Below are 18,884 nucleotides of genomic sequence, written 5' to 3'. Positions count from 1 at the left end.
GCCGCAGAGTTAGCTGCAGGCTGACTTCGTTGACACGTGGGGTGGGGACTCTACATGTCCGATATAATGGCACCGGTTGATACTTGGCTTTCCTGCACACACCTGGGTATTCTATGCCAAAGCCGGAAAATTTTGGTGATCATCGCGCATGACCTTTAAGCTGATCAACTCGCATTCGATTGGTGCATGGCTCTCCGAAAGACCATTTTATCTCAAATCGCCGTTGTACATGGCTTGTGAAGACCACACTTGGGAGCATTTCTGGGTTTCATTTGATGCCTCAATGGGCCTTCACAAGGCAACCGATTTCCCTTTGACTTCGTTCGAATCATCTCGACAGGCCTGTTTTTCGTACCTTCGCAGCGCGTGCCAATTGCTTGGCCGGAACATTCCCCAATGGTCGCCAGACCATGAAGGTCGCCGAAGAATTCTGAAAGAGCTAGGACCACCACCACTCAACGCCTATACGATCTACATGATGACCGTTTCTGATCTTAAGACCAATGACGAGAGGATCGTGTACATAGGAAAAACAAATTCAAATTCTCATCGCTTCCGCGGCGGCCATGCTGCCATTTCAAAGCTTCATTCGCCGGAATATGACGGCATGTGTAAAAAAATATACTTTGGTTGCATTGTCGGCTTCAACGATGATGAAGATCATATTCCGATCGATTGGCTGCTGCCAGCAACAGGCAGGGATACAACACTTTCTGATATTGAGTTGCAACTGATATGGCACGTTCAGCCAGAGCTAAATGATTATGGAAGGAAAGAATGCAAGGCAAGGGAGCGAATCTCAATTCATATCCAGAACTTTTGTTCTAAAGTGCTTGACGGTGTTATCTTTGATTAGGAATCCTAAAGTCAATCCCTTTTTTATGCTTTCTTATTCGACGCACATATCATCTCAATGATTGAAACGGTGCATGATGTGAAGGTCCGCTTCGTCCGCACACCGGCCCTTCGCGCCGGGCGCGACGAACTGCCGGCTCCCGCGCCTCCCCCCTTACACCAGCCGCGACTGCTCCATCGCAGCCCTCACAAAATCCGCAAACAACGGATGCGGCGCAAACGGCTTCGACTTCAGCTCCGGGTGGAACTGCACGCCGACGAACCACGGATGGTCCGGAATCTCCACGATTTCCGGCAGCGCCCCGTCCGGCGAGAGGCCGGAGAAGCGGAGGCCGGTCTCCTCCAGCCGTTTCATGTACTTGCTGTCCACCTCGTAGCGGTGGCGGTGGCGCTCGCTGATCGTCAGGGCGCCGTAGATCTCCGCCACCCGGCTCCCCGGCGTCAGGATCGCGTCATAGGCGCCGAGCCGCATCGTGCCGCCCTTGGCGTCCCCCGCCTTGCGGCGGACGACCGTGTTGCCCTCCACCCATTCGGACATGTGATAGACGACATGCTCGAACCGGCCGCCCCCGGCCTCGTGGTCGAATTCCTGGCTCCCGGCCCGCCCGAGCCCGGCGAGGTTTCGCGCCGCCTCGATCACCGCCATCTGCATGCCGAGGCAGATGCCGAGATAGGGCACGCGCCGCTCCCGCGCGAACTGCGCCGCGCGGATCTTCCCCTCCGTCCCCCGCTCGCCGAAGCCGCCGGGCACGAGGATCGCGTGGAAGCCCTGGAGATGCGGCGCCGCATCCTCCCGCTCGAAGATCTCCGCGTCGATCCATTCCGCGCGCACTTTCACCCGGTTGGCGAAGCCGCCATGGGTCAGCGCCTCGGCGAGGGACTTGTAGGCGTCCTCGAGCTTCACATACTTGCCGACGACGGCGATGCGCACTTCGCCGTCCGGGTTGTCGATCCGCTCCGCCACGTCGCGCCAGCGGTCGAGCTGTGGCTTCGGCGCGGGGGAGATGCCGAAGGCGTCGAGCACCGCCTGGTCGAGCCCGACCTCGTGATAGGCGATGGGCGCCTTGTAGATCGAGGGGAGGTCCATGGCGGGGATCACCGCCTCCTCCCGCACATTGCAGAAGAGCGCGATCTTCGCCCGCTCCGATTCGGGGATCGGATGCTCCGTGCGGCAGACGAGGATGTCGGGCTGGAGCCCGATGGAGCGCAGCTCCTTCACCGAATGCTGCGTCGGCTTCGTCTTCAGCTCGTGGGAGGCGGCGAGATAGGGCAGGAGCGTGAGGTGCATCAGGATGCAGTCGCCCTTCGGGCGCTGCTGCATGAACTGCCGGATCGCCTCGAAGAAGGGCAGGCCCTCGATGTCGCCCACCGTGCCGCCGATCTCGCAGAGCATGAAATCGGTCTCGTCCTCGCCGATGGCGAGCCAGTCCTTGATCTCGTTGGTGACGTGGGGGATGACCTGGATGGTCTTGCCGAGATAGTCGCCGTTCCGCTCCTTCTCCAGCACGTTGGTGTAGATGCGCCCGGCGCTCACGCTGTCCGTCCGCCGGCAGGGAACGCCGGTGAAGCGCTCGTAATGGCCGAGGTCTAGGTCGGTCTCCGCCCCGTCATCGGTGACGAAGACCTCGCCATGCTCGAACGGGCTCATCGTGCCGGGATCGACGTTGAGATAGGGGTCGAGCTTCCGGAGCCGCACCGAAAATCCCCGCGCCTGCAGGAGCGCGCCGAGCGCCGCCGAGGCGAGGCCCTTGCCGAGGGAGGAGACGACGCCGCCCGTGATGAAGATGTATCGCGCCACCGCCGGCCCCCGCGTTCCGCTGGTTATCCATCATCTCGCGGTCGGCGAAGCCGCAACCGCAACATGTCGTTCCACGGGAGTCGAGAGATAGCGGATTCGCGCCGGCGCCACAACTGCCGATCCGCCGCGCCCGCTCCTGTCTTCAGGCTGGCCCGTGGGCCCGGATCAATCGGCCGCGGGCGGTTCGGTCGGCGCGGAGGGGAGCGTCGGCAGGCTGAAGCCGCCGGCGCCCGGCAGGGCGGGCGCATCGTCCGCCTCCGGCACGCCCGTGGAGACGCCCTCGATCACCGACCGGCCGCCGGAGGACGTGGCCGCGATCACCGTCAGCGTCAGCGAGGTGGCGATGAAGGCCGCGGCGAGCGCCCAGGTCACCTTCGCGAGCGCGCTGGTGGTCCCGCGGGAGGAGACGAGCCCGCCGCCGCCCCCGCCGCCGATGCCGAGCGCGCCGCCCTCGGAGCGCTGCAGCAGCACGACGGCGATCAGGAACACCGCGATCACGAGGTGGACGATCAGGATGACGTTTTCCATGCGCGGCGGCTCCCTTTCGGGCGTGATCTGTGTCGCGCCGGGGGATAGCGCAAGGGGGAAGGCATGTCGATAGCCGGGCGTCAGGGCTCCGCCGCCGCCTTCCGCATCATCACCGCGTCGATTCGCGCGCCGCCGGGGCGGAGGTAATAGCGCGGCCGGCGCCCGGCCTCCTCCCAGCCCGCGGCGGCGTAGAGCCGGCGCGCGGCCTCGTTGTCCTCCGCGACTTCGAGATGGAGACGCCGCGCCCCCTCCGCCCGCGCCGCCGCCTCCGCCGCCGCGAGCAGCCGCGCGCCGAGCCCGCGCCGCCGCAAGCCGGGAGCCACCGCGATGGTCAGCAGCTCCGCCTCGTCCGCCGCGCGGGAGAGGAGGGCGAAGGCGGTCCCGTCCTCCGCCGAGAGGAGGAGCCCGCCTTCGGCGAGCGCCGCGATCTCCGCCGCGCTCCAGCCGCGCTCGGGGGCGAAGGCTTCCGCATGGAGCCGGGCGAGGGCTTCGAGATGCTCCGGCGAGGGCGCGGCGCGGCGGGCGATCATCCGATCATCGGCGGCGGCGGCGCCATCGGCGCGGCGGCGGGCGGGCGGAGATAGCGCGGCGTCGGGCGCGGCGCGGCGCCCCTCAGCCTGAGCGCGGCGGCGGCGTAGGCGTCGAGCGGCGCCTCGAGGCCGTCCCCGGCCTCGCCCTCCCCGGTCGCGGAGACGAGCGCGGCCGCCCCGTCCCCGAGCACGAGCGCGCCCCGCGCCGCCGCGCCGCCCTCCTCCGGGCGCAGGGTCGCGGCGAAAACCTCCGCGCCGCCCTCGAACCGGGCGACATGCAGCATCCCCCCCGGCGCGAGCAGCGCGGCGCAGACGATCCCCCGACGCCCCTCCGCCAGCGCCGCGAACCGGTCCACCCCCACCGCCTCCGCCCCGGTCGAGAGCGCGAGCCCCCGCGCGGCGGAGACGGCGAGGCGCGCGCCGGTGAAGTTGCCCGGCCCGGTCCCGACCGCGACGAGATCGAGGTCGCCATAGCCGCGCCCGGCTTCCGCCAGCGCCTCGTCGATCATCGGGAAGAGCCGCGAGTCATGGCCCCGCGCCATGATCTCCTCGCGCCCGGCGAGGCGGCGCGCGCCGTCGAAAACGGCCGCCGCGCAGCGCCCGGCGGCCGTGTCGAAGGCGAGGATGAGGGGCATGACCCCTCAGACGTTGACCGGGCGAACCTCGGTCACTTCCGGGATGTAGTGCCGGAGGAGATTCTCGATCCCCATCTTCAGCGTCATGGTGGAGGAGGGGCAGCCCGCGCAGGCGCCGCGCATGTGGAGGTAGACGACGCCCTCGTCGAAGCCGTGGAAGGTGATGTCCCCCCCGTCCTGCGCCACGGCGGGGCGGACGCGCGTGTCCAGCAGTTCCTTGATCTGGCCGACGATGGCGGAATCCGGCCCGTCATGCTCGGCATGGCCGGCGCGGGCGTCCGTCTCCATCACCGGCTGGCCGGAGGTGAAATGCTCCATGATGACGCCAAGGAGGGCGGGCTTCAGATGCGCCCAGTCCTGCCCGTCCTTCGTCACGGTGATGAAGTCGGGCCCGAGGAACACGCCCTCCACCCCGTCCACGGAGAAGAGCCGCTTCGCGAGCGGGGAGACGGCGGCGCTCTCCTCGTTCGGGAAATCGGCGGAGCCGGTCGCGAGCACGGTCTGCCCGGGCAGGAATTTCAGCGTCGCGGGGTTCGGGGTCGACTCGGTCTGGATGAACATGGCGGGCTCCTTTGCGCCCCGTTGATGTGGACCGGCGCGGCGCGGAAATCAAGAATCATTCTAAACTAAGCCGGGCCCAGCAGCCCGTCGAGGAGCCTTCGGAGGGCCGCGCGCCGTCGCGTCTCCGGCAGGGAGGCGAGCGCGGCGCCTGCGCCCCCCGCCGCGCCGTCGATGATCGCGAGGAGGATCGCCGCCGAAGCCTCCGCGTCCGCCCCCGGCTCGCCCGCGCGCCCTATCGCCCCGGCGAGCCGGGCCGCGCTCTCCGCCCGCCCGGCCTCGATCAGCGCGCCGATCTCCGCATCGCGCGCGCCCTCTGCGCCGATCTCGAGCGCGAGGCGCCCGTAATCCGGGTCGGCCGCGGCGAGGATCGCGGCGTCGAGCGCGTCGAGCAGGCCGGCGCGCAGGTCCGCCGCCGCGTCGAGCGCGTCGAGCCGCGCCGCCGCGTCCTGCCGCTCCTCCTCCACGATGGCGCGGATGATCGCCGTCTTCGACGGGAAATAACGGTAGAGCGCGCCGGGGCTCATGCCGACGGCCGCGCAGATCGCGGCCATGCCCGTCTGGTGAAACCCAGCCTCGACGAAAAGCCCCTCCGCAGCGCGGAGAATCTCCGTCCGCTTCGCCGCATGAACCGTCTCGTTCCTCACCCGTCCCATGACCGCAATGTCCCCTTCGCGCGCCCCTTGCGCCGGCGCCGCCCTCCATCTATTTAGAGCGAACGTTCACTCTCATTATGGAGATGCAGAATGTCCGAAGCCACCGCCCCCTCCCTCTTCGATCTCGGCGCGGAGACCATCGCCGGCGCGCCGGCTCTGCTCCTGCCCGCGCTCGGCCTCGCCGCCGCCGGCATGGCGCTGGTCGGCCTGCCGCTTCTGGCCATCGAGGCGATCCGTCTCCGCCGGCGCGGCGAGCTGACCCGCAGGCGGCTCGCCGGCATGGCGACGAGCGCCTTCTGCGCCCTGCCCGCGAGCCTCGTGCAGGCGCTGTTCGGCGGCGCGCTCATGGCAGTCTTCCTCGCCGCCTCCACCCTCGCGCCCTGGTCGATCCCGACCGGCTGGGCGACGGCCCTGCTCTGCCTCGTCGCCGTGGATTTCTTCTATTACTGGGAGCATCGCCTCGGGCACCGGGTGAACGCGCTCTGGTCTCTCTATCACTCGGTGCACCATTCCGCCGATCATTTCGACCAGACGATCGGGCTCCGCATCAGCTTCGTGGACTTCTTCTTCGCCCCGCTGATCTACCTGCCGCTCGTCATCGTCGGGTTTCACCCGCTGCTCGTCTTCGCCTGTTTCGGCGTCGTGCTGGCCTGGCAGCAATGGATCCACACGGAGCTCGTCGGCAAGCTGCCGCTCCTCGACCCCTGGCTGAACACGCCGGCGAACCACCGCGTGCATCACGGAAGGAACGACATCTATCTCGACCGGAACTATGGCGGCGTCCTCATCCTGTGGGACCGTCTCTTCGGCACCTACGCGCCGGAGAGCGAGGCGGTGGATTACGGACTGGTCGAGCAACTGAAGAGCCGCAATCCGCTCGCAGTCCACTTCGCGGGTTTCGGCAAGCTCTTCGCGGCGCTGGGCCGCGCCCGCTCGGCCTCCGACGCGCTGAAGGCCGCGTTCGGGCCGCCGGAAGCGCAGCCGGGCGAGGCTGCGAAACCGGCGGAGTGACCCCGTCAGCAGATCGAATCGATCCGCTCCATCGAGAGCGAGCCGGGAACGACAGTGACGGGGACGGTCATCGTCCCCGCCAGCCGCCCGGCGAGGGCGGAGACGAGCGGGCCAGGCCCCTCGCCGGAGGCGCCCGCGCCGAGGACGAGGACGCCGATCTCCGGGTCTTCCCTGATCTGCGCCAGAACCTCGTCCCGCGCCACGCCCTCGCGGATCACGAATTCGGGGAGCACGCCGGAAAGAGCCTTCACCTCCCCGGCGAGCTGTGTGAGCCGGGCCTCCGCCGCCTCCCGCGCCTCCGCGCGCATCATCTCGCCGACGCCGATCCAGTGCTGGAACTCCTCGGGCCGGATCACATAGAGCATGACGACGCCGCCGCCCGTCTTCGCGGCGCGGCGCGCGGCGAAGCGCAGCGCGTTGCGGCATTCGGGCGAATCGTCCACCACGGTCATGAACTTGCGCAAGGCGGGGCTCCGTCCGTCCTCTCCGGCCGGGCAACATCGCTCAAAGCGGCGCCGCCCGCAATGGCGCCCTCAGCCCGCCGACGGCTCCGCCAGACGCGCCAGCGGCTCGCCGCGAGCCCAGCGCGCGACATTGTCGAGGAAGAGAGCGTCCCACCGCCCGCCGGCCCCGTCCCCGGCATAGGAGGTGTGCGCCGTCATCCGCACCCCGGGATGAGACCAGAGCGGGCTTTCCACGGGGAGCGGCTCCTGATCGAAGACATCGAGGATCGCCGTCGAAAGCCGCCCGCCGTCGAGCGCGGAGAGGAGCGCCGGCGTCTCCACCAGCGCCCCCCGCGCGACGTTGACGAGGATCGCGCCGGGCTTCAGCGCGGCGAAGAATTCCGCCCCGGCGAGGCCCCGCGTCTCCGGCGTCAGCGGGCAGGCGAGGATGACGATGTCCGCATCGGGCAGGAAGCGCGGCAGGTCCGCCAGCGTCCCCGCCCGGTCGGCGTCCGCCGTCCCCGCCGGGCTCCGCCGCACCACGTCCACCGCCGCGCCGAAGGCCTTGGCCCGGTGCGCGAGGGCGGCGCCGATGGGCCCGTGGCCGAGGATCAGCCAGCGCGTCCGCGAGATTTCCCGGAAGGGCGTCAGCTCCCATTTCCGCTCGGCCTGAAGCGCCCGGCGCCGCTCCGCCGGATGCAGAACGGCGAGCAGCTCCGCGAAGACATATTCCGCGATGGCGACGCCCTGCGCGCTCGAATTGCAGATGCGCGCGCCCTTCGCGGCGATGGCGGCGTAGAACGGATGGTCGAGCCCGGCATTGTAGGTCTGGAGCACGTCGACCGAGCGGAAGGCGAGCGCGGCGTCGAAGAGCGCGGGCTGCCCCATCGCCGCCGTGGCCTGCCGGCTGAGCCAGAGATAGCCGGCGTCGTGTTCGCCGGGCGCGAGCGTCGCGCCGCGGAAGGCGACGGCGCCGTCATTCCCGAAGGTCGCGATCTCGAGCGGGAGGCGGAGCGCCTCGAGCCGTTCGCCGATATGGGCGAGGGCGTCTTCGTGGAGGGTCAGGGTCCTGATCATGCGGCGAGCCTCTCCGCCGCGCGGCCAAAGTCAACCGGGCTTGAAGCGCGGCGCAGGCGCGGCGAAGCTCCGCCCATGGCCAAGCTCTACTTCAACTACTCAACGATGAACGCGGGGAAGACGACCATCCTCCTCCAGGCGTCCCACAATTATGTCGAGCGCGGCATGGCGACGATGCTGATGACCGCGGCGCTGGACGACCGGGCGGGCGCGGGGCGCGTCGCCTCCCGCATCGGGCTCTCCGCGACGGCGGAGACCTTCGGGCCGGATGACGACCTCTTCGCCCGGGTGGAGCGGCGGATGCGCGCCGGGCCGCTTCATTGCGTGCTGGTGGACGAGGCGCAGTTCCTCTCGGAGGAGCAGGTCTGGCAGCTCGCCCGCGCGGCGGACGACCTGAACGTCCCCGTCATGGCCTACGGCCTCCGCACCGATTTCCGCGGCGCGCTCTTCCCCGGCTCCGCCGCCCTCCTCGCCATCGCGGACAACCTGCGCGAGGTGCGGACGATCTGCTGGTGCGGCGCGAAAGCGACGATGGTGGTGCGGCTCGACCCGGCGGGCGCCGTGGCGGAAGAGGGCGACCAGATCGCCATCGGGGACGACATCTATGTCTCGCTCTGCCGCAAGCACTGGCGCGCGCGGCGGCTCGACCCGTAGGGCGGAGGCTGATCCGGCGGAGACCTGACGAGGCCGGCCGGCCTCCGAACGGAGCGCGAAGGGCCGCGGCCTCCCTCCGGGGGGCCGCCTCGGAACGATTGGTCGGCGCGGTTTATGGCGTCAGGAACCCAAACGATTGCGCAACTTGCGCCGTTGCGATGCGGCCTCCCTTGGGGGGAGGGAGGCCGCGGCCCGTGCTGGACGCACGGGCCAAGGGGCGTGGGGGGAGCGCTGCGCCTCCGCCCGGCCGAGTCCACAAGGTCGGCTTCCGCACCAAAGGGGGGCCCTTACGCCCCGAGGCACCACTTCAGGATCGCCTTCTGCACATGCAGCCGGTTCTCCGCCTCGTCGAAGATCGCCGATTGCGGGCCGTCCATCACCTCCGCCGTCGCCTCCTCGCCGCGATGGGCGGGGAGGCAATGGAGGAAGACCGCGCCCGGCGCGGCGCCCGCCATCAGCCGCGCCGTCACCTGATAGGGCGCGAGCTGGTTGTGCCGGCTCTCCCGCGCGGAAGGGTCGTCGCCCATCGAGAACCAGGTGTCGGCGATGACCGCCTCGGCCCCTTCCACCGCCCGCTCCGCATCCCGCTCCACCCGCACCTTCGCGCCCCGCTCCGCCGCGAAGGCCAGCGCGCGGGGGGAGGGCGGCAGCGTCTCCGGGCAGGCGAGGACAAGCTCGAAGCCGAACAGCGCCGCCGCCTCGATGAAGCTGGTGGCGACGTTGTTGCCGTCCCCCGTCCAGGTCAGCTTCCGCCCGGCGACAGGGCCGCGCTTCTCCTCGAAGGTGAGGATGTCGGCCATGATCTGGCAGGGATGGCTGTCATCCGTCAGGCCGTTGACAACCGGAACCTTCGAATGCTCCGCCAGCTCCATGAGGTTGGCGTGGCTCGTCGTGCGGATCATCACCGCATCGACATAGCGGGAGAGGACGCGCGCGGTGTCCGCCACGCTCTCCCCCCGGCCGAGCTGCATCTCCGCCCCGTTGAGGAGCAGCGAATGGCCGCCCATCTGCCGCATGCCGATGTCGAAGCTGACGCGGGTGCGGGTCGAGGGCTTCTCGAAGATCATGGCGAGCGCGTGGCCCGGCAGCGCCGGCTCCGGGTCCGGCGCGCCCTTCGGCAGGCCGGCCCGCGCCGCCTTCATCGCCTTCGCATCGTCGAGGATCGCGCGCAGGGTCTCCGGCGCGTGATCCCTGATGTCGAGGAAATGGCGGGGGCGCGCGCCCCCGCTCATGCCGCCTCCAGCCTTGCCGCCGCCGCGTCGAGCCGGGAGAGGGCCTCGTCGATCTCCGCCTCCGTCACGTTGAGCGGCGGCAGGATGCGCACCACGTTGTCCGCCGCCGGCACGGTGAGGAGCCCCTCGGCATAGGCCGCCTTCACCACGTCGCCGTTCGGCGCGGCGCAGCGGAGGCCGAGCATGAGCCCCTCTCCCCGCGTCCCCTCGAAGACCGCGGGATGCGCGTCCACCAGCGCGCCGAGCTTCTGGCGGAGCCGCCCGGCGAGGCGATTGACGTTGTCGAGGAAGCCCGGCGCCGTCAGTTCGTCCAGCACCGCCATCGCGACGGCGCAGCCGAGCGGATTGCCGCCATAGGTGGAGCCGTGCGTGCCGGCGACCATGCCGGCGGCCGCCTTCTCCGTCGCGAGGCAGGCGCCGATGGGGAAGCCCCCGCCGATCCCCTTGGCGATCGCCATCACGTCTGGCGTGATCCCGGCCCATTCATGGGCGAAGAGCTTGCCCGTCCGGCCAACGCCGCACTGGATCTCGTCGAGAATCAGGAGCGCGCCGGCCTCGTCCGCAATCGTGCGGAGCGCGCGGAGGAAGTCCCGCTCGATGGGGATGATCCCGCCCTCGCCCATCACCGGCTCGATGCAGATCGCCGCGGTCTTCTCCGCGCTCACCGCCGCCTTCACCGCCTCAAGGTCGAGCGGGACACGCACGAAGCCGGGGAGAAGCGGGCCGAAGCCCTTCACCATCTTCTCCGCGCCGGAGGCGGAGATGCCCGCCATCGTCCGCCCGTGGAAGCAGCCTTCGAAGACGACGATCTCCGTCTTCTCCGGGAAACCCGCATGGTGCTGGTATTTCCGCGCGAGCTTGAAGGCGCATTCCATCGCCTCCGCGCCCGAATTGGTGAAGAACATCGTTTCCGCGAAGGTCAGCTCAGAGAGCCGCTTCGAAAGCGCCTCCTGCCAGGGCGCGCGATAGAGGTTCGACGTGTGCCAGAGCTTGCCCGCCTGCTCCGTGAGCGCGGCGACGAGCTTCGGGTGCGCATGGCCGAGGCAGTTGACCGCGATGCCCGCGCCGAAATCGAGATGGCGTCGGCCCGACCCGTCGATCAGCCAGGCGCCTTCGCCGCGCACGAAGTCATGTTCGGTGCGCGCATAGGTCGGCATCACGGTCGGGATCATCGGTCGGGCCCTCCTTCCGGGGCTGGGGAAACGGCGCCGCCCCGCCCGGAACCGTCCGGGCGGGGCGCGGAAGCATATCGGGGGGCGTGGCGGGGAATGTCAATCGGAGGCCCTTGCCTGAGCGCGCCTCCAAGGCTATCCGCGCGAAAGGAGGGCGCTCGATGCGGGTTCTGGTCACCGGCAGCTCCGGCCATCTCGGCGAGGCGCTGATGCGCATCCTGCCGGCCTTCGGGCACGAACCCTCCGGGCTCGACATGCTCCCCGGCCCCTTCACCGCCCATGTCGGCTCCGTGGCGGACGCCGCGCTCGTCCGCCGCGCCATGGCGGGGATGGAGGGCGTGATCCACGCCGCGACGCTGCACAAGCCGCAGGTCGCCTCGCTCCGCAAGCAGGACTTCATCGACGCCAACGTGGCCGGAACGCTGACCCTGCTGGAGGCGGCGGCGGAGGCCGGCGCGCGCCGCTTCGTCTTCACCAGCACGACGAGCGCCTTCGGCGACGCGCTCGTCCCCCCGCCCGGCGCACCGGCGGCCTGGATCGACGAGGATGCGCCCGCCGTGCCGAAGAACATCTACGGCGTCACCAAGACGGCTGCGGAGGATCTCTGCGCCCTCTTCGCGCGCGACGGGCGGCTTTCCGTCGTCATCCTCCGCACCTCCCGCTTCTTCCCCGAGCCGGATGACGACGCCGCGGCGCGGGAGGGCTTCGCCGATGCGAACCTGAAGGCAAACGAGCTTCTCTACCGGCGCGTCGACATCGAGGACGCGGCAGAGGCGCATGAACTCGCACTCCGCCGCGCGCCCGAGATCGGCTTCGCGAAATTCGTGGTGAGCGCCACGACGCCCTTCGCGAAGGCCGACCTGCCGGAGCTGCGGCGCGACCCGGCTCCGGTCATCGCCCGCACGCATCCCGAATGCGCGGCGATCTACGCCGAAGCCGGCTTCCGCCCGCCGGCCTCCATCGACCGCGTCTATGTCAACGCCCGCGCCCGCGCCGCGCTCGGCTGGGCGCCCCGCTGGGATTTCGCCGCGGCGCTCCGGGCCATCGCGGAGGGGCGGCCCCTCGGCTCCGATCTCGGCCGGGCGGTCGGCGCGAAGGGCTATCCGGGGGCGAAGGGGGTTTACGGGGCGCGGTGAGGGGGCGGGAGCCTAACCTTCAACTTGTTGCGGGCCGTCTTCACAAGCGCCCGGCCGATCTGACCCGCGTCAGATCGGCCCGCGGCCTTCGGCCTTCGCCTCCGGGCGACGGCCTCTGCATCTCTCCCCCGGAGAGATGCTGATCGAGGCCGGGCGCGCAAACTGACCGCGGACGCCCAACGCCGCCCCCCGGCTTTCCCGCCCCCCGCCCTTGACGGCGCGCGAATCGGGTGGCAACCGCAATCCGCGAAGTCCGGAGCCGATGACGACGATGACAGACGAGACGCCGCAAGGCGGCCCAGCCCTCTCCGTCGTCATCCCCTTCTACCGGGACCAGGTCTATCTGGACGAGGCCGTCGCCTCCGCCGCGGGCCAGCCGATCCCCGATCTCGAGATCATCGTCGTCAACGACAATCCGGGGGAGGAGAGCGACGCCTTCCTCGCCTCCGTCGCCGCGCGCCACCCCGTCCGCATCGTGCGGCACGAGGTCAACCGCGGCCTCGCCGCCGCCCGCAACACCGGGATCGAGGCGGCGACGAAGCCCTTCGTGACCTTCATCGACGCGGATGACGTCTTCGTCGCCGGCGCGCTCGCCGCCAATCTCGCCTTCGCGGCGGAGACGGGCGCGGAACTGACCCATGCGCCGACCCTCTCCATGTTCGTCGGCCGCCTCCACCCGCAGCCGCTGCGGCGCGACCATCTCCTCTTCGGCCGCCGCATCCCGAAGGCGACGCTGGAGACGCTGCCGGAGTCGCAATACGTCGTCTCCTCCTGGTCCTCGATCTACCGGCGCGATTTCCTGATCGGAAAGGGCGTGCGGTTCGACGAGGCGCAGCGGCGGTTCGAGGACAGGCTCTTCGTGCTCGACGCCGTCTTCGCCGCGCGCCACATGGCCTTCTCCGACATTCCCGCCCGCATCTGGCGCCGCCGCCTCGGCTCCATCACGACGGGCGAGCGGGAGATGGCGGACATCGCCATGCAGCTCGACCTCCTGACGAAATGCGTCCTCTCCGCCCGCGCCTATGCGGAGGGGGCGCCGGGCCGGGAGATGGCGCTCCAGCGCGAGCTGCACCATTCCATCTCCCGCGTGATCTGGGACGTGCGCGTGCTCGAATTCACGCCGGAGGAGAGCCCGGCGCTGGACGAGGCGCGCGCCCGCTTCTCCGCCTCGCTTCAGGGGCTGACCTTCCGCCGCGCCGTTTACGCCGACCTCGCCACCATGAAGATCTCCCATCTCTGGAAGGCCTCGGGCGGCTACGGCCCCGTCACCTGGCGGGGGCTCATCGAAGCCTTCGCGCTGGCGCAGGCGGGGCGCTGGGCCGATCTCGTCGCCTGGCGGCGCGCGCAGCGCCTGCCCGCCCCGGCGAAGATCGCGCCGCCGCGGATCGACAAGGAGCTGATCCTCCATATCGGCCTCCACAAGACCGGCTCCACCTTCCTCCAGCGGATGCTGGAGCGGGACAGGGATCGCCTCGCCGGGGCCGGAATCCTCTTCCCACGCACCGGCTTTCTCGGCGCGGTGGCGGACAACCGGAGGGGGGACGCAACGCCGGGCCATGTCGGCTTTCCCGGCGCGCTGCGGCATGGCGGGGCGGGCGTGTTCGAGCGTCTGCGCGCCGAGGCGGCGGAAAGCCCCGGCGACCGCGTGCTCATCAGCGCGGAGAACCTGAGCTACCCCTTCGACACGCCGGAGGAGCGCGCCGTCTTCCTCGCGCGGGCGGAGGAGGCCTTCGCCGCCTTCCCCCGCCGCCGGATCGTCGCCGTCTTCCGCCGGCCGGACGAATATGTGGAGCGCTACTGGCGCGAGCATGTCTTCCTCGCGACCGGCTGGGCGCGGCGGACGGCGGAGCAGTTCGCGGCCGAGCTCGGGCCCCAGATGACCGATCTCGAATTCCTGACGGGGGACTGGCGGGCCTTCGCCGGCGGGAACCTCACGCTCATCGGCTACGAGGCGGCGGGGCGGGGGCTCCACCGCGAATTCTACGCCGCGCTCGGCCTCGCGCCGCCCGAAGGCGAGGCGGGCGGCGCCGCCTATCCCTCCCCGACGGCGGAGCAGGCCATCGCCGCGCGCGCCATCGCCATGGCGCGGATCGGCAAGGGGCCGAAGGCGGATGCGCTCGGCGCCTTCCTCGCCGCCACCGCCGGGCTGCCGGCGGAAAAGGGGGCCTCCGCCCTCGGGCGGGAGGCGCGGCTCATGCTGATCGACCGCTTCGCCGCCCGCTCGCTGCCCTGGCTCCACGCCCACGGGGCGGATGCGCCTGTGGCGGACTGGCGAAAGGCGGCGGAGGCGGCGGGCGAGCCGCCCGCGCTCGATCCGCGCTACGCGGACGCGGCGATCGCGGCGCTCGCCTCGGTCTGGGAAGAGGGGTTCGAGACGGCGGCGAATCCGTGGTGGCTGCGCGCCTACCGGTTCGGGCGCGGATTGGCGGGCAGAATCTGGTGAGATACGGTCTGGCGGGTTTCAGCGGCGCCGGACAGAGGGAGGCGCGGATGAAGACGGGGTTCTTCTGGGACGAGAAATGCTTCTGGCATTTCGGCGGCAATTACGTTTCCGTCGCGCGGGTCGGCGGGCTGGTGCAGCCGCTCCCCTCGGGCGGCCTGCCCGAAAATCCGGAGACGAAGCGCCGGCTGAAGAACCTGATGGACGTCACCGGCCTCTCCGCCGAGCTCGACTGCCGGAGCGCGCCCGCGGCGACGGAGGAGATGCTGCTGCGCATCCACCCGCCGCATTACCTCGAACGCTTCGCCGCGCTTTCGGCGAAAGACGGCGGCGAGCTTGGCCTCCGCACGCCCTTCGGGCCGGGCGGATACGAGATCGCGGCGCTTTCCGCAGGGCTCGTCGTCGCCGCGGTCGAGTCCGTGCTTTCCGGAATCCATGAAAATTCATACGCCCTTTCGCGCCCGCCGGGGCATCACTGCCTGCCGGACAGCCCGATGGGCTTCTGCCTCCTCGCCAACATCGCCATCGCCATCGAGGCCGCCCGCGCCGCCCGCCCCGACCTCCGCATTGCGGTGGTGGACTGGGACGTGCACCACGGTAACGGGACCGAGGCGATCTTCTACGACGATGCGGACGTCCTCACGATCTCCCTCCATCAGGAGGGCAATTTCCCGACCGACAAGGGCGGGGCGGAGGACCGGGGCGCGGGCGCCGGGCTCGGCTTCAACGTCAACGTCCCTCTCGCCCCCGGCGCGGGGGACGACGCCTATACCTACGCCTTCGACCGCATCGTCGGGCCGAAGCTGCGGGAATTCGGGCCCGACCTCATCATCGTCGCCTGCGGTTTCGACGCCTCCGGCATCGACCCGCTCTCCCGCACCGTCGCCGGCGCCTTCACCTTCGGCGCGATGACGGAGCGCATCCTCGCCCTCGCGGCGGAACTCTGCGGCGGCAGGCTCGTCATGGCGCATGAGGGCGGCTATTCGGAGCTTCACGTCCCCTTCTGCGGGCACGAGGTCATCCGCCTCATGGCCGGCAGCGCGATCTCGGCGCCCGATCCGATCGAGGCGCGGATGCGCGCGCACCAGCCGCGGGGCAAGGCGCTCGCCTTCCACCGCGGCTGGATCGACGAGGTCGCCGCCGTGCACGGATTGTGACCGCCCAGGCCGCCTTTCCGGAAAGGCCAATGAATTCAATGAAAAAACGCCCATAACCATGGTTATGGGCCGCGACGAAGCGGCGCGCCCGCATTGACCGCCCCTCCGGCGCCGCCCTAAATGCGCCGCAGCCGCGCAACCGAGAAAGGCCAGCCATGACCGAGACCGCCCGCGAAGCGATGGAATATGACGTCGTCATCGTCGGCGCCGGCCCCGCCGGCCTCTCCGCCGCGATCCGCCTGAAGCAGCTCGGGGGCGACGACATCTCGGTGGTCGTGCTGGAGAAGGGCTCCGAGGTCGGCGCCCATATCCTCTCCGGCGCCGTGCTCGACCCCTCGGGCCTCGACGCGCTGATCCCCGACTGGAAGGAGCGCGGCGCCCCGGTGACGACCCCGGTGACCGAGGACCGGTTCTACATGCTCGGCGAGGCGGGGGAAATCCGCATCCCCAACCTGCCGATGCCGCCGCTGATGAACAATCACGGCGCCTACATCGTCTCGATGGCCAATGTCTGCCGCTGGATGGCGGAGCACGCCGAGGAGCTGGGGGTGGAGATCTTCCCCGGCATGTCCTGCTCCGAGCTGGTCTATGGCGAGGACGGCGCGGTGAAGGGCGTCGTCGCCGGCGAGTTCGGCATCGAGAAGGACGGGTCGAAGGGCGACGGCTACGAGCCTGGGATGGAGCTGCACGGCAAATACGTCTTCCTCGCGGAGGGCGTGCGCGGCTCCCTCTCCAAGCAGGCCATCGCGAAATTCGGCCTTTCGGAAGGCCGCGAGCCGCAGAAATACGGCCTCGGCATGAAGGAGATCTGGGAGGTGAAGCCGGAAAAGCACCGGCTCGGCCAGGTCACGCACACGATGGGCTGGCCCCTCGGCGGCAACGCCGGCGGCGGCTCCTTCATGTATCACCTCGAGAACAACCAGGTTTATGTCGGCTTCGTCGTCCACCTGAATTACAAGAATCCGCACCTCTTCCCCTACATGGAGTTCCAGCGCTTCAAGCATCACCCGTTGATCGCGGAGGTGCTGGAGGGCGGAAAGCGCGTCGCCTACGGCGCCCGCGCGATCACCGAGGGCGGCTGGCAATCCCTCCCGAAGCTCGCCTTCCCCGGCGGCGCGCTGCTCGGCTGCGCCGCGGGCATGGTCAACGTCCCCCGCATCAAGGGCAACCACAACGCCATGCTCTCCGGCAAGGCGGCGGCGGAGGCGGCCTTCGCCGCCATCGCGGAGGGCCGCGGCGGCGACGTGCTGGCGGAATATGAGGACGATGTCCGCTCCGGCCCCATCGCGAAGGACCTGAAGCGCGTGCGGAACGTGAAGCCGCTCTGGTCCAAATACGGCCTCGTCGCCTCGCTCATCGGCGGCGGCGTGGACATGTGGACGGCCAACCTCACCGGCTTCAACCTCTTCGGCACGATGGGCCACGGCAAATCCGACGCCGAGGCGACGGAGAAGGCCTCCGCGCACCAGCCGATCGACTATCCGCGCCCGGACGGGAAACTCTCCTTCGACCGGCTGACGAACGTCGCCTTCTCCTTCACGAACCATGAGGAGAACCAGCCCGCCCATCTCCACCTGAAGGACGCGTCCGTCCCCATCGGCGTCAACCTGCCGACCTACGCCGAACCGGCGCAGCGCTACTGCCCGGCGGGCGTCTACGAGGTGATTTCGGAGGAGGGCGCGGCCCCGCGCTTCCAGATCAACGCGCAGAACTGCGTCCACTGCAAGACCTGCGACATCAAGGACCCGTCGCAGAACATCGAGTGGCGAACGCCCCAGGGCGGGGGCGGGCCGAACTACCCGAACATGTGAGGCGGTTCCGTCAAGCTTCCGGAAACTATTCGTCCGGGTCGTGGACGCGCCCGCAATCGGCCCCATATCCCCGGTTCGACGAACGGAGGCCTGACATGAACATGATCGTGAAGCCGATGGCGCCCGACGCCCCGACCATCGAGGACGGGGAAGCCGCGCTCGAAATCCTGCGCCGGCTGCGCGAGACGGACCCGGCCGCCGCAGCGGCGCTCGGCCTTTCCTCCGGCGCCGCGCTCCGGCGCGACTATCCGGAAGGCTTCGTGGCGGACGAGGCCTATCGCGCGACGCTCCCCGATCTCCAGAACGGCCCGGCGAGCCTCATCAAGGGCGCGCGGGCGGAAATCCAGCATGTCGGCATCTCCAACTTCCGCCTGCCGCTCGCGATCCGCGCGCGCGAGGGCGGGGACAAGGTGCTGGAAGCGTCGGTGACCGGCTCCGTCTCCCTCGCGGCGACGAAGAAGGGCATCAACATGAGCCGCATCATGCGGAGCTTCTACGCCGAGGCGGAGGCGCCCTTCGACATCGACGCGATGGCCGCGATCATCGACCGCTACAAGCGCGACCTCGGCAGCTTCGACGCCCGCCTCGCGCTCCGCTTCCGCTATCCGATGCTGAAGGAGAGCCTGCGCTCCGGCCTCTCCGGCTGGCAATATTACGACGTCGCGCTGGAGACGGCGGAGCGGAACGGGGAGCGGCTGAAGGCGCTGCATCTCGACTATGTCTACGCCTCCACCTGCCCCTGCTCTCTGGAGCTGTCCGAACACGCCCGCATCTCCCGCGGTCAGATCGCGACGCCGCATTCGCAGCGCTCCGTCGCCCGCATCTCCACCGCGCTGACGGGCGAGGGGACGCTCTGGATCGAGGAACTCGTGGAGATGTGCCGCGAGGCGATCCCGACCGAGACGCAGGTGATGGTGAAGCGGGAGGACGAGCAAGCCTTCGCCGAGCTCAACGGCGCCAACCCGATCTTCGTGGAGGACGCCGCGCGCCTCCTCGCCGGGGCGCTGGAGCAGGACCTCCGGGTCGGCGATTTCCGCGTCGCCGCCAGCCACCAGGAATCGCTCCACAGCCATGACGCGGTTTCGGTCCTGAGCCGGGGCGATGCCTTCGCCGCGCCGGGCGTCGAGCCGCATCTCTTCGAAAGCCTGATCCACCGCGGCTGAGCCGGCTTGACGGGCTCGCCCGCGCGGG

The 18,884-nt window shown here is 69.8% G+C and carries 18 protein-coding genes; 8 read left to right on the top strand and 10 right to left on the bottom strand.

The genetic code is table 11. The features are described 5' to 3' along the window. The first annotated feature begins 148 nt into the window (after positions 1-148). On the top strand, positions 149-856 hold the full coding sequence (locus ACE37J_RS17265; RefSeq protein WP_409713306.1) for a hypothetical protein: 708 nt from the start codon (positions 149-151) through the stop codon (positions 854-856). Between the two features lie 153 nt (positions 857-1,009). On the opposite strand, the gene ACE37J_RS17260 is transcribed toward ACE37J_RS17265, so the two are convergent. The 6 genes from ACE37J_RS17260 to ACE37J_RS17235 all read right to left on the bottom strand — a co-directional run bounded on the left by ACE37J_RS17260 (position 1,010) and on the right by ACE37J_RS17235 (position 5,560). Beyond that, positions 1,010-2,653 carry a CTP synthase gene (locus ACE37J_RS17260; protein ID WP_409713303.1) on the bottom strand — a complete coding sequence of 548 codons (1,644 nt, stop codon included), beginning with the start codon at positions 2,651-2,653 and terminating at the stop codon, positions 1,010-1,012. 165 nt (positions 2,654-2,818) lie between these two features. After that, positions 2,819-3,181, bottom strand: coding sequence for a preprotein translocase subunit SecG (gene secG, locus ACE37J_RS17255; RefSeq protein WP_409713300.1), 363 nt, complete (start codon positions 3,179-3,181; stop codon positions 2,819-2,821). A gap of 80 nt (positions 3,182-3,261) precedes the next feature. Beyond that, positions 3,262-3,711 (bottom strand): GNAT family N-acetyltransferase, encoded by a 450-nt coding sequence (locus ACE37J_RS17250; protein WP_409713297.1) that lies wholly within the window; start codon positions 3,709-3,711, stop codon positions 3,262-3,264. Then, positions 3,708-4,346, bottom strand: coding sequence for a tRNA (adenosine(37)-N6)-threonylcarbamoyltransferase complex dimerization subunit type 1 TsaB (gene tsaB, locus ACE37J_RS17245; protein WP_409713294.1), 639 nt, complete (start codon positions 4,344-4,346; stop codon positions 3,708-3,710). Before tsaB ends, ACE37J_RS17250 begins: the two co-directional genes overlap by 4 nt. 6 nt (positions 4,347-4,352) lie before the next feature. Then, on the bottom strand, positions 4,353-4,907 hold the full coding sequence (locus ACE37J_RS17240; RefSeq protein WP_409713290.1) for a NifU family protein: 555 nt from the start codon (positions 4,905-4,907) through the stop codon (positions 4,353-4,355). Positions 4,908-4,972: 65 nt separating this feature from the next. Beyond that, the gene (locus ACE37J_RS17235; protein ID WP_409713287.1) at positions 4,973-5,560 is read right to left on the bottom strand and encodes a TetR/AcrR family transcriptional regulator; all 588 of its coding nucleotides are present in this window, start codon (positions 5,558-5,560) and stop codon (positions 4,973-4,975) included. A 90-nt stretch (positions 5,561-5,650) separates the two neighbouring features. Here ACE37J_RS17235 and ACE37J_RS17230 point away from each other — a divergent pair, with 90 nt between their 5' ends. Next, positions 5,651-6,571 carry a sterol desaturase family protein gene (locus ACE37J_RS17230; protein ID WP_409713284.1) on the top strand — a complete coding sequence of 307 codons (921 nt, stop codon included), beginning with the start codon at positions 5,651-5,653 and terminating at the stop codon, positions 6,569-6,571. Between the two features lie 5 nt (positions 6,572-6,576). Here ACE37J_RS17230 and ACE37J_RS17225 read toward each other — a convergent pair whose 3' ends face one another. Beyond that, the gene (locus tag ACE37J_RS17225; protein WP_409713281.1) at positions 6,577-7,035 is read right to left on the bottom strand and encodes a universal stress protein; all 459 of its coding nucleotides are present in this window, start codon (positions 7,033-7,035) and stop codon (positions 6,577-6,579) included. A 69-nt stretch (positions 7,036-7,104) separates the two neighbouring features. Further along, positions 7,105-8,091: an NAD(P)-dependent oxidoreductase gene (locus ACE37J_RS17220; RefSeq protein ID WP_409713278.1), complete on the bottom strand. Its 987-nt coding sequence runs from the start codon at positions 8,089-8,091 to the stop codon at positions 7,105-7,107. Between the two features lie 75 nt (positions 8,092-8,166). Between ACE37J_RS17220 and ACE37J_RS17215 the strand changes: the two genes are divergently transcribed. Continuing rightward, positions 8,167-8,745, top strand: coding sequence for a thymidine kinase (locus ACE37J_RS17215; RefSeq protein WP_409713275.1), 579 nt, complete (start codon positions 8,167-8,169; stop codon positions 8,743-8,745). Positions 8,746-9,032: 287 nt separating this feature from the next. Here the strand turns inward: ACE37J_RS17215 and argF are convergent, their stop codons facing one another. After that, positions 9,033-9,977, bottom strand: a complete 945-nt coding sequence (gene argF / locus ACE37J_RS17210; protein ID WP_409713272.1) for an ornithine carbamoyltransferase — start codon at positions 9,975-9,977, stop codon at positions 9,033-9,035. Further along, entirely contained in the window at positions 9,974-11,149 is a 1,176-nt protein-coding gene (locus tag ACE37J_RS17205; protein ID WP_409713270.1) for an aspartate aminotransferase family protein, read from the bottom strand. The genes argF and ACE37J_RS17205 overlap by 4 nt, the downstream gene beginning before the upstream one ends. 161 nt (positions 11,150-11,310) lie before the next feature. Here ACE37J_RS17205 and ACE37J_RS17200 point away from each other — a divergent pair, with 161 nt between their 5' ends. The 5 genes from ACE37J_RS17200 to folE2 all read left to right on the top strand — a co-directional run bounded on the left by ACE37J_RS17200 (position 11,311) and on the right by folE2 (position 18,856). Further along, complete coding sequence (locus tag ACE37J_RS17200; protein WP_409713266.1) at positions 11,311-12,285, top strand: NAD-dependent epimerase/dehydratase family protein; 975 nt, start codon at positions 11,311-11,313, stop codon at positions 12,283-12,285. Positions 12,286-12,547: 262 nt separating this feature from the next. Continuing rightward, on the top strand, positions 12,548-14,728 hold the full coding sequence (locus ACE37J_RS17195; RefSeq protein WP_409713263.1) for a glycosyltransferase: 2,181 nt from the start codon (positions 12,548-12,550) through the stop codon (positions 14,726-14,728). Between the two features lie 47 nt (positions 14,729-14,775). Then, positions 14,776-15,882 carry a class II histone deacetylase gene (locus tag ACE37J_RS17190; RefSeq protein WP_409713261.1) on the top strand — a complete coding sequence of 369 codons (1,107 nt, stop codon included), beginning with the start codon at positions 14,776-14,778 and terminating at the stop codon, positions 15,880-15,882. A 155-nt stretch (positions 15,883-16,037) separates the two neighbouring features. Next, a complete protein-coding gene (locus ACE37J_RS17185) occupies positions 16,038-17,693 on the top strand; it encodes a 4Fe-4S dicluster domain-containing protein (RefSeq protein ID WP_409713258.1) in 1,656 nt (551 codons plus the stop codon). 101 nt (positions 17,694-17,794) lie between these two features. Next, on the top strand, positions 17,795-18,856 hold the full coding sequence (gene folE2, locus ACE37J_RS17180) for a GTP cyclohydrolase FolE2 (protein ID WP_409715455.1): 1,062 nt from the start codon (positions 17,795-17,797) through the stop codon (positions 18,854-18,856). Positions 18,857-18,884 lie beyond the last annotated feature (28 nt).

This window comes from Pikeienuella sp. (genome assembly GCF_046290545.1).
GTDB lineage: Bacteria > Pseudomonadota > Alphaproteobacteria > Rhodobacterales > Rhodobacteraceae > Pikeienuella.
Note: the sequence above shows the minus strand (reverse complement) of the source record. Positions and strands in the feature narration are given on the sequence as shown.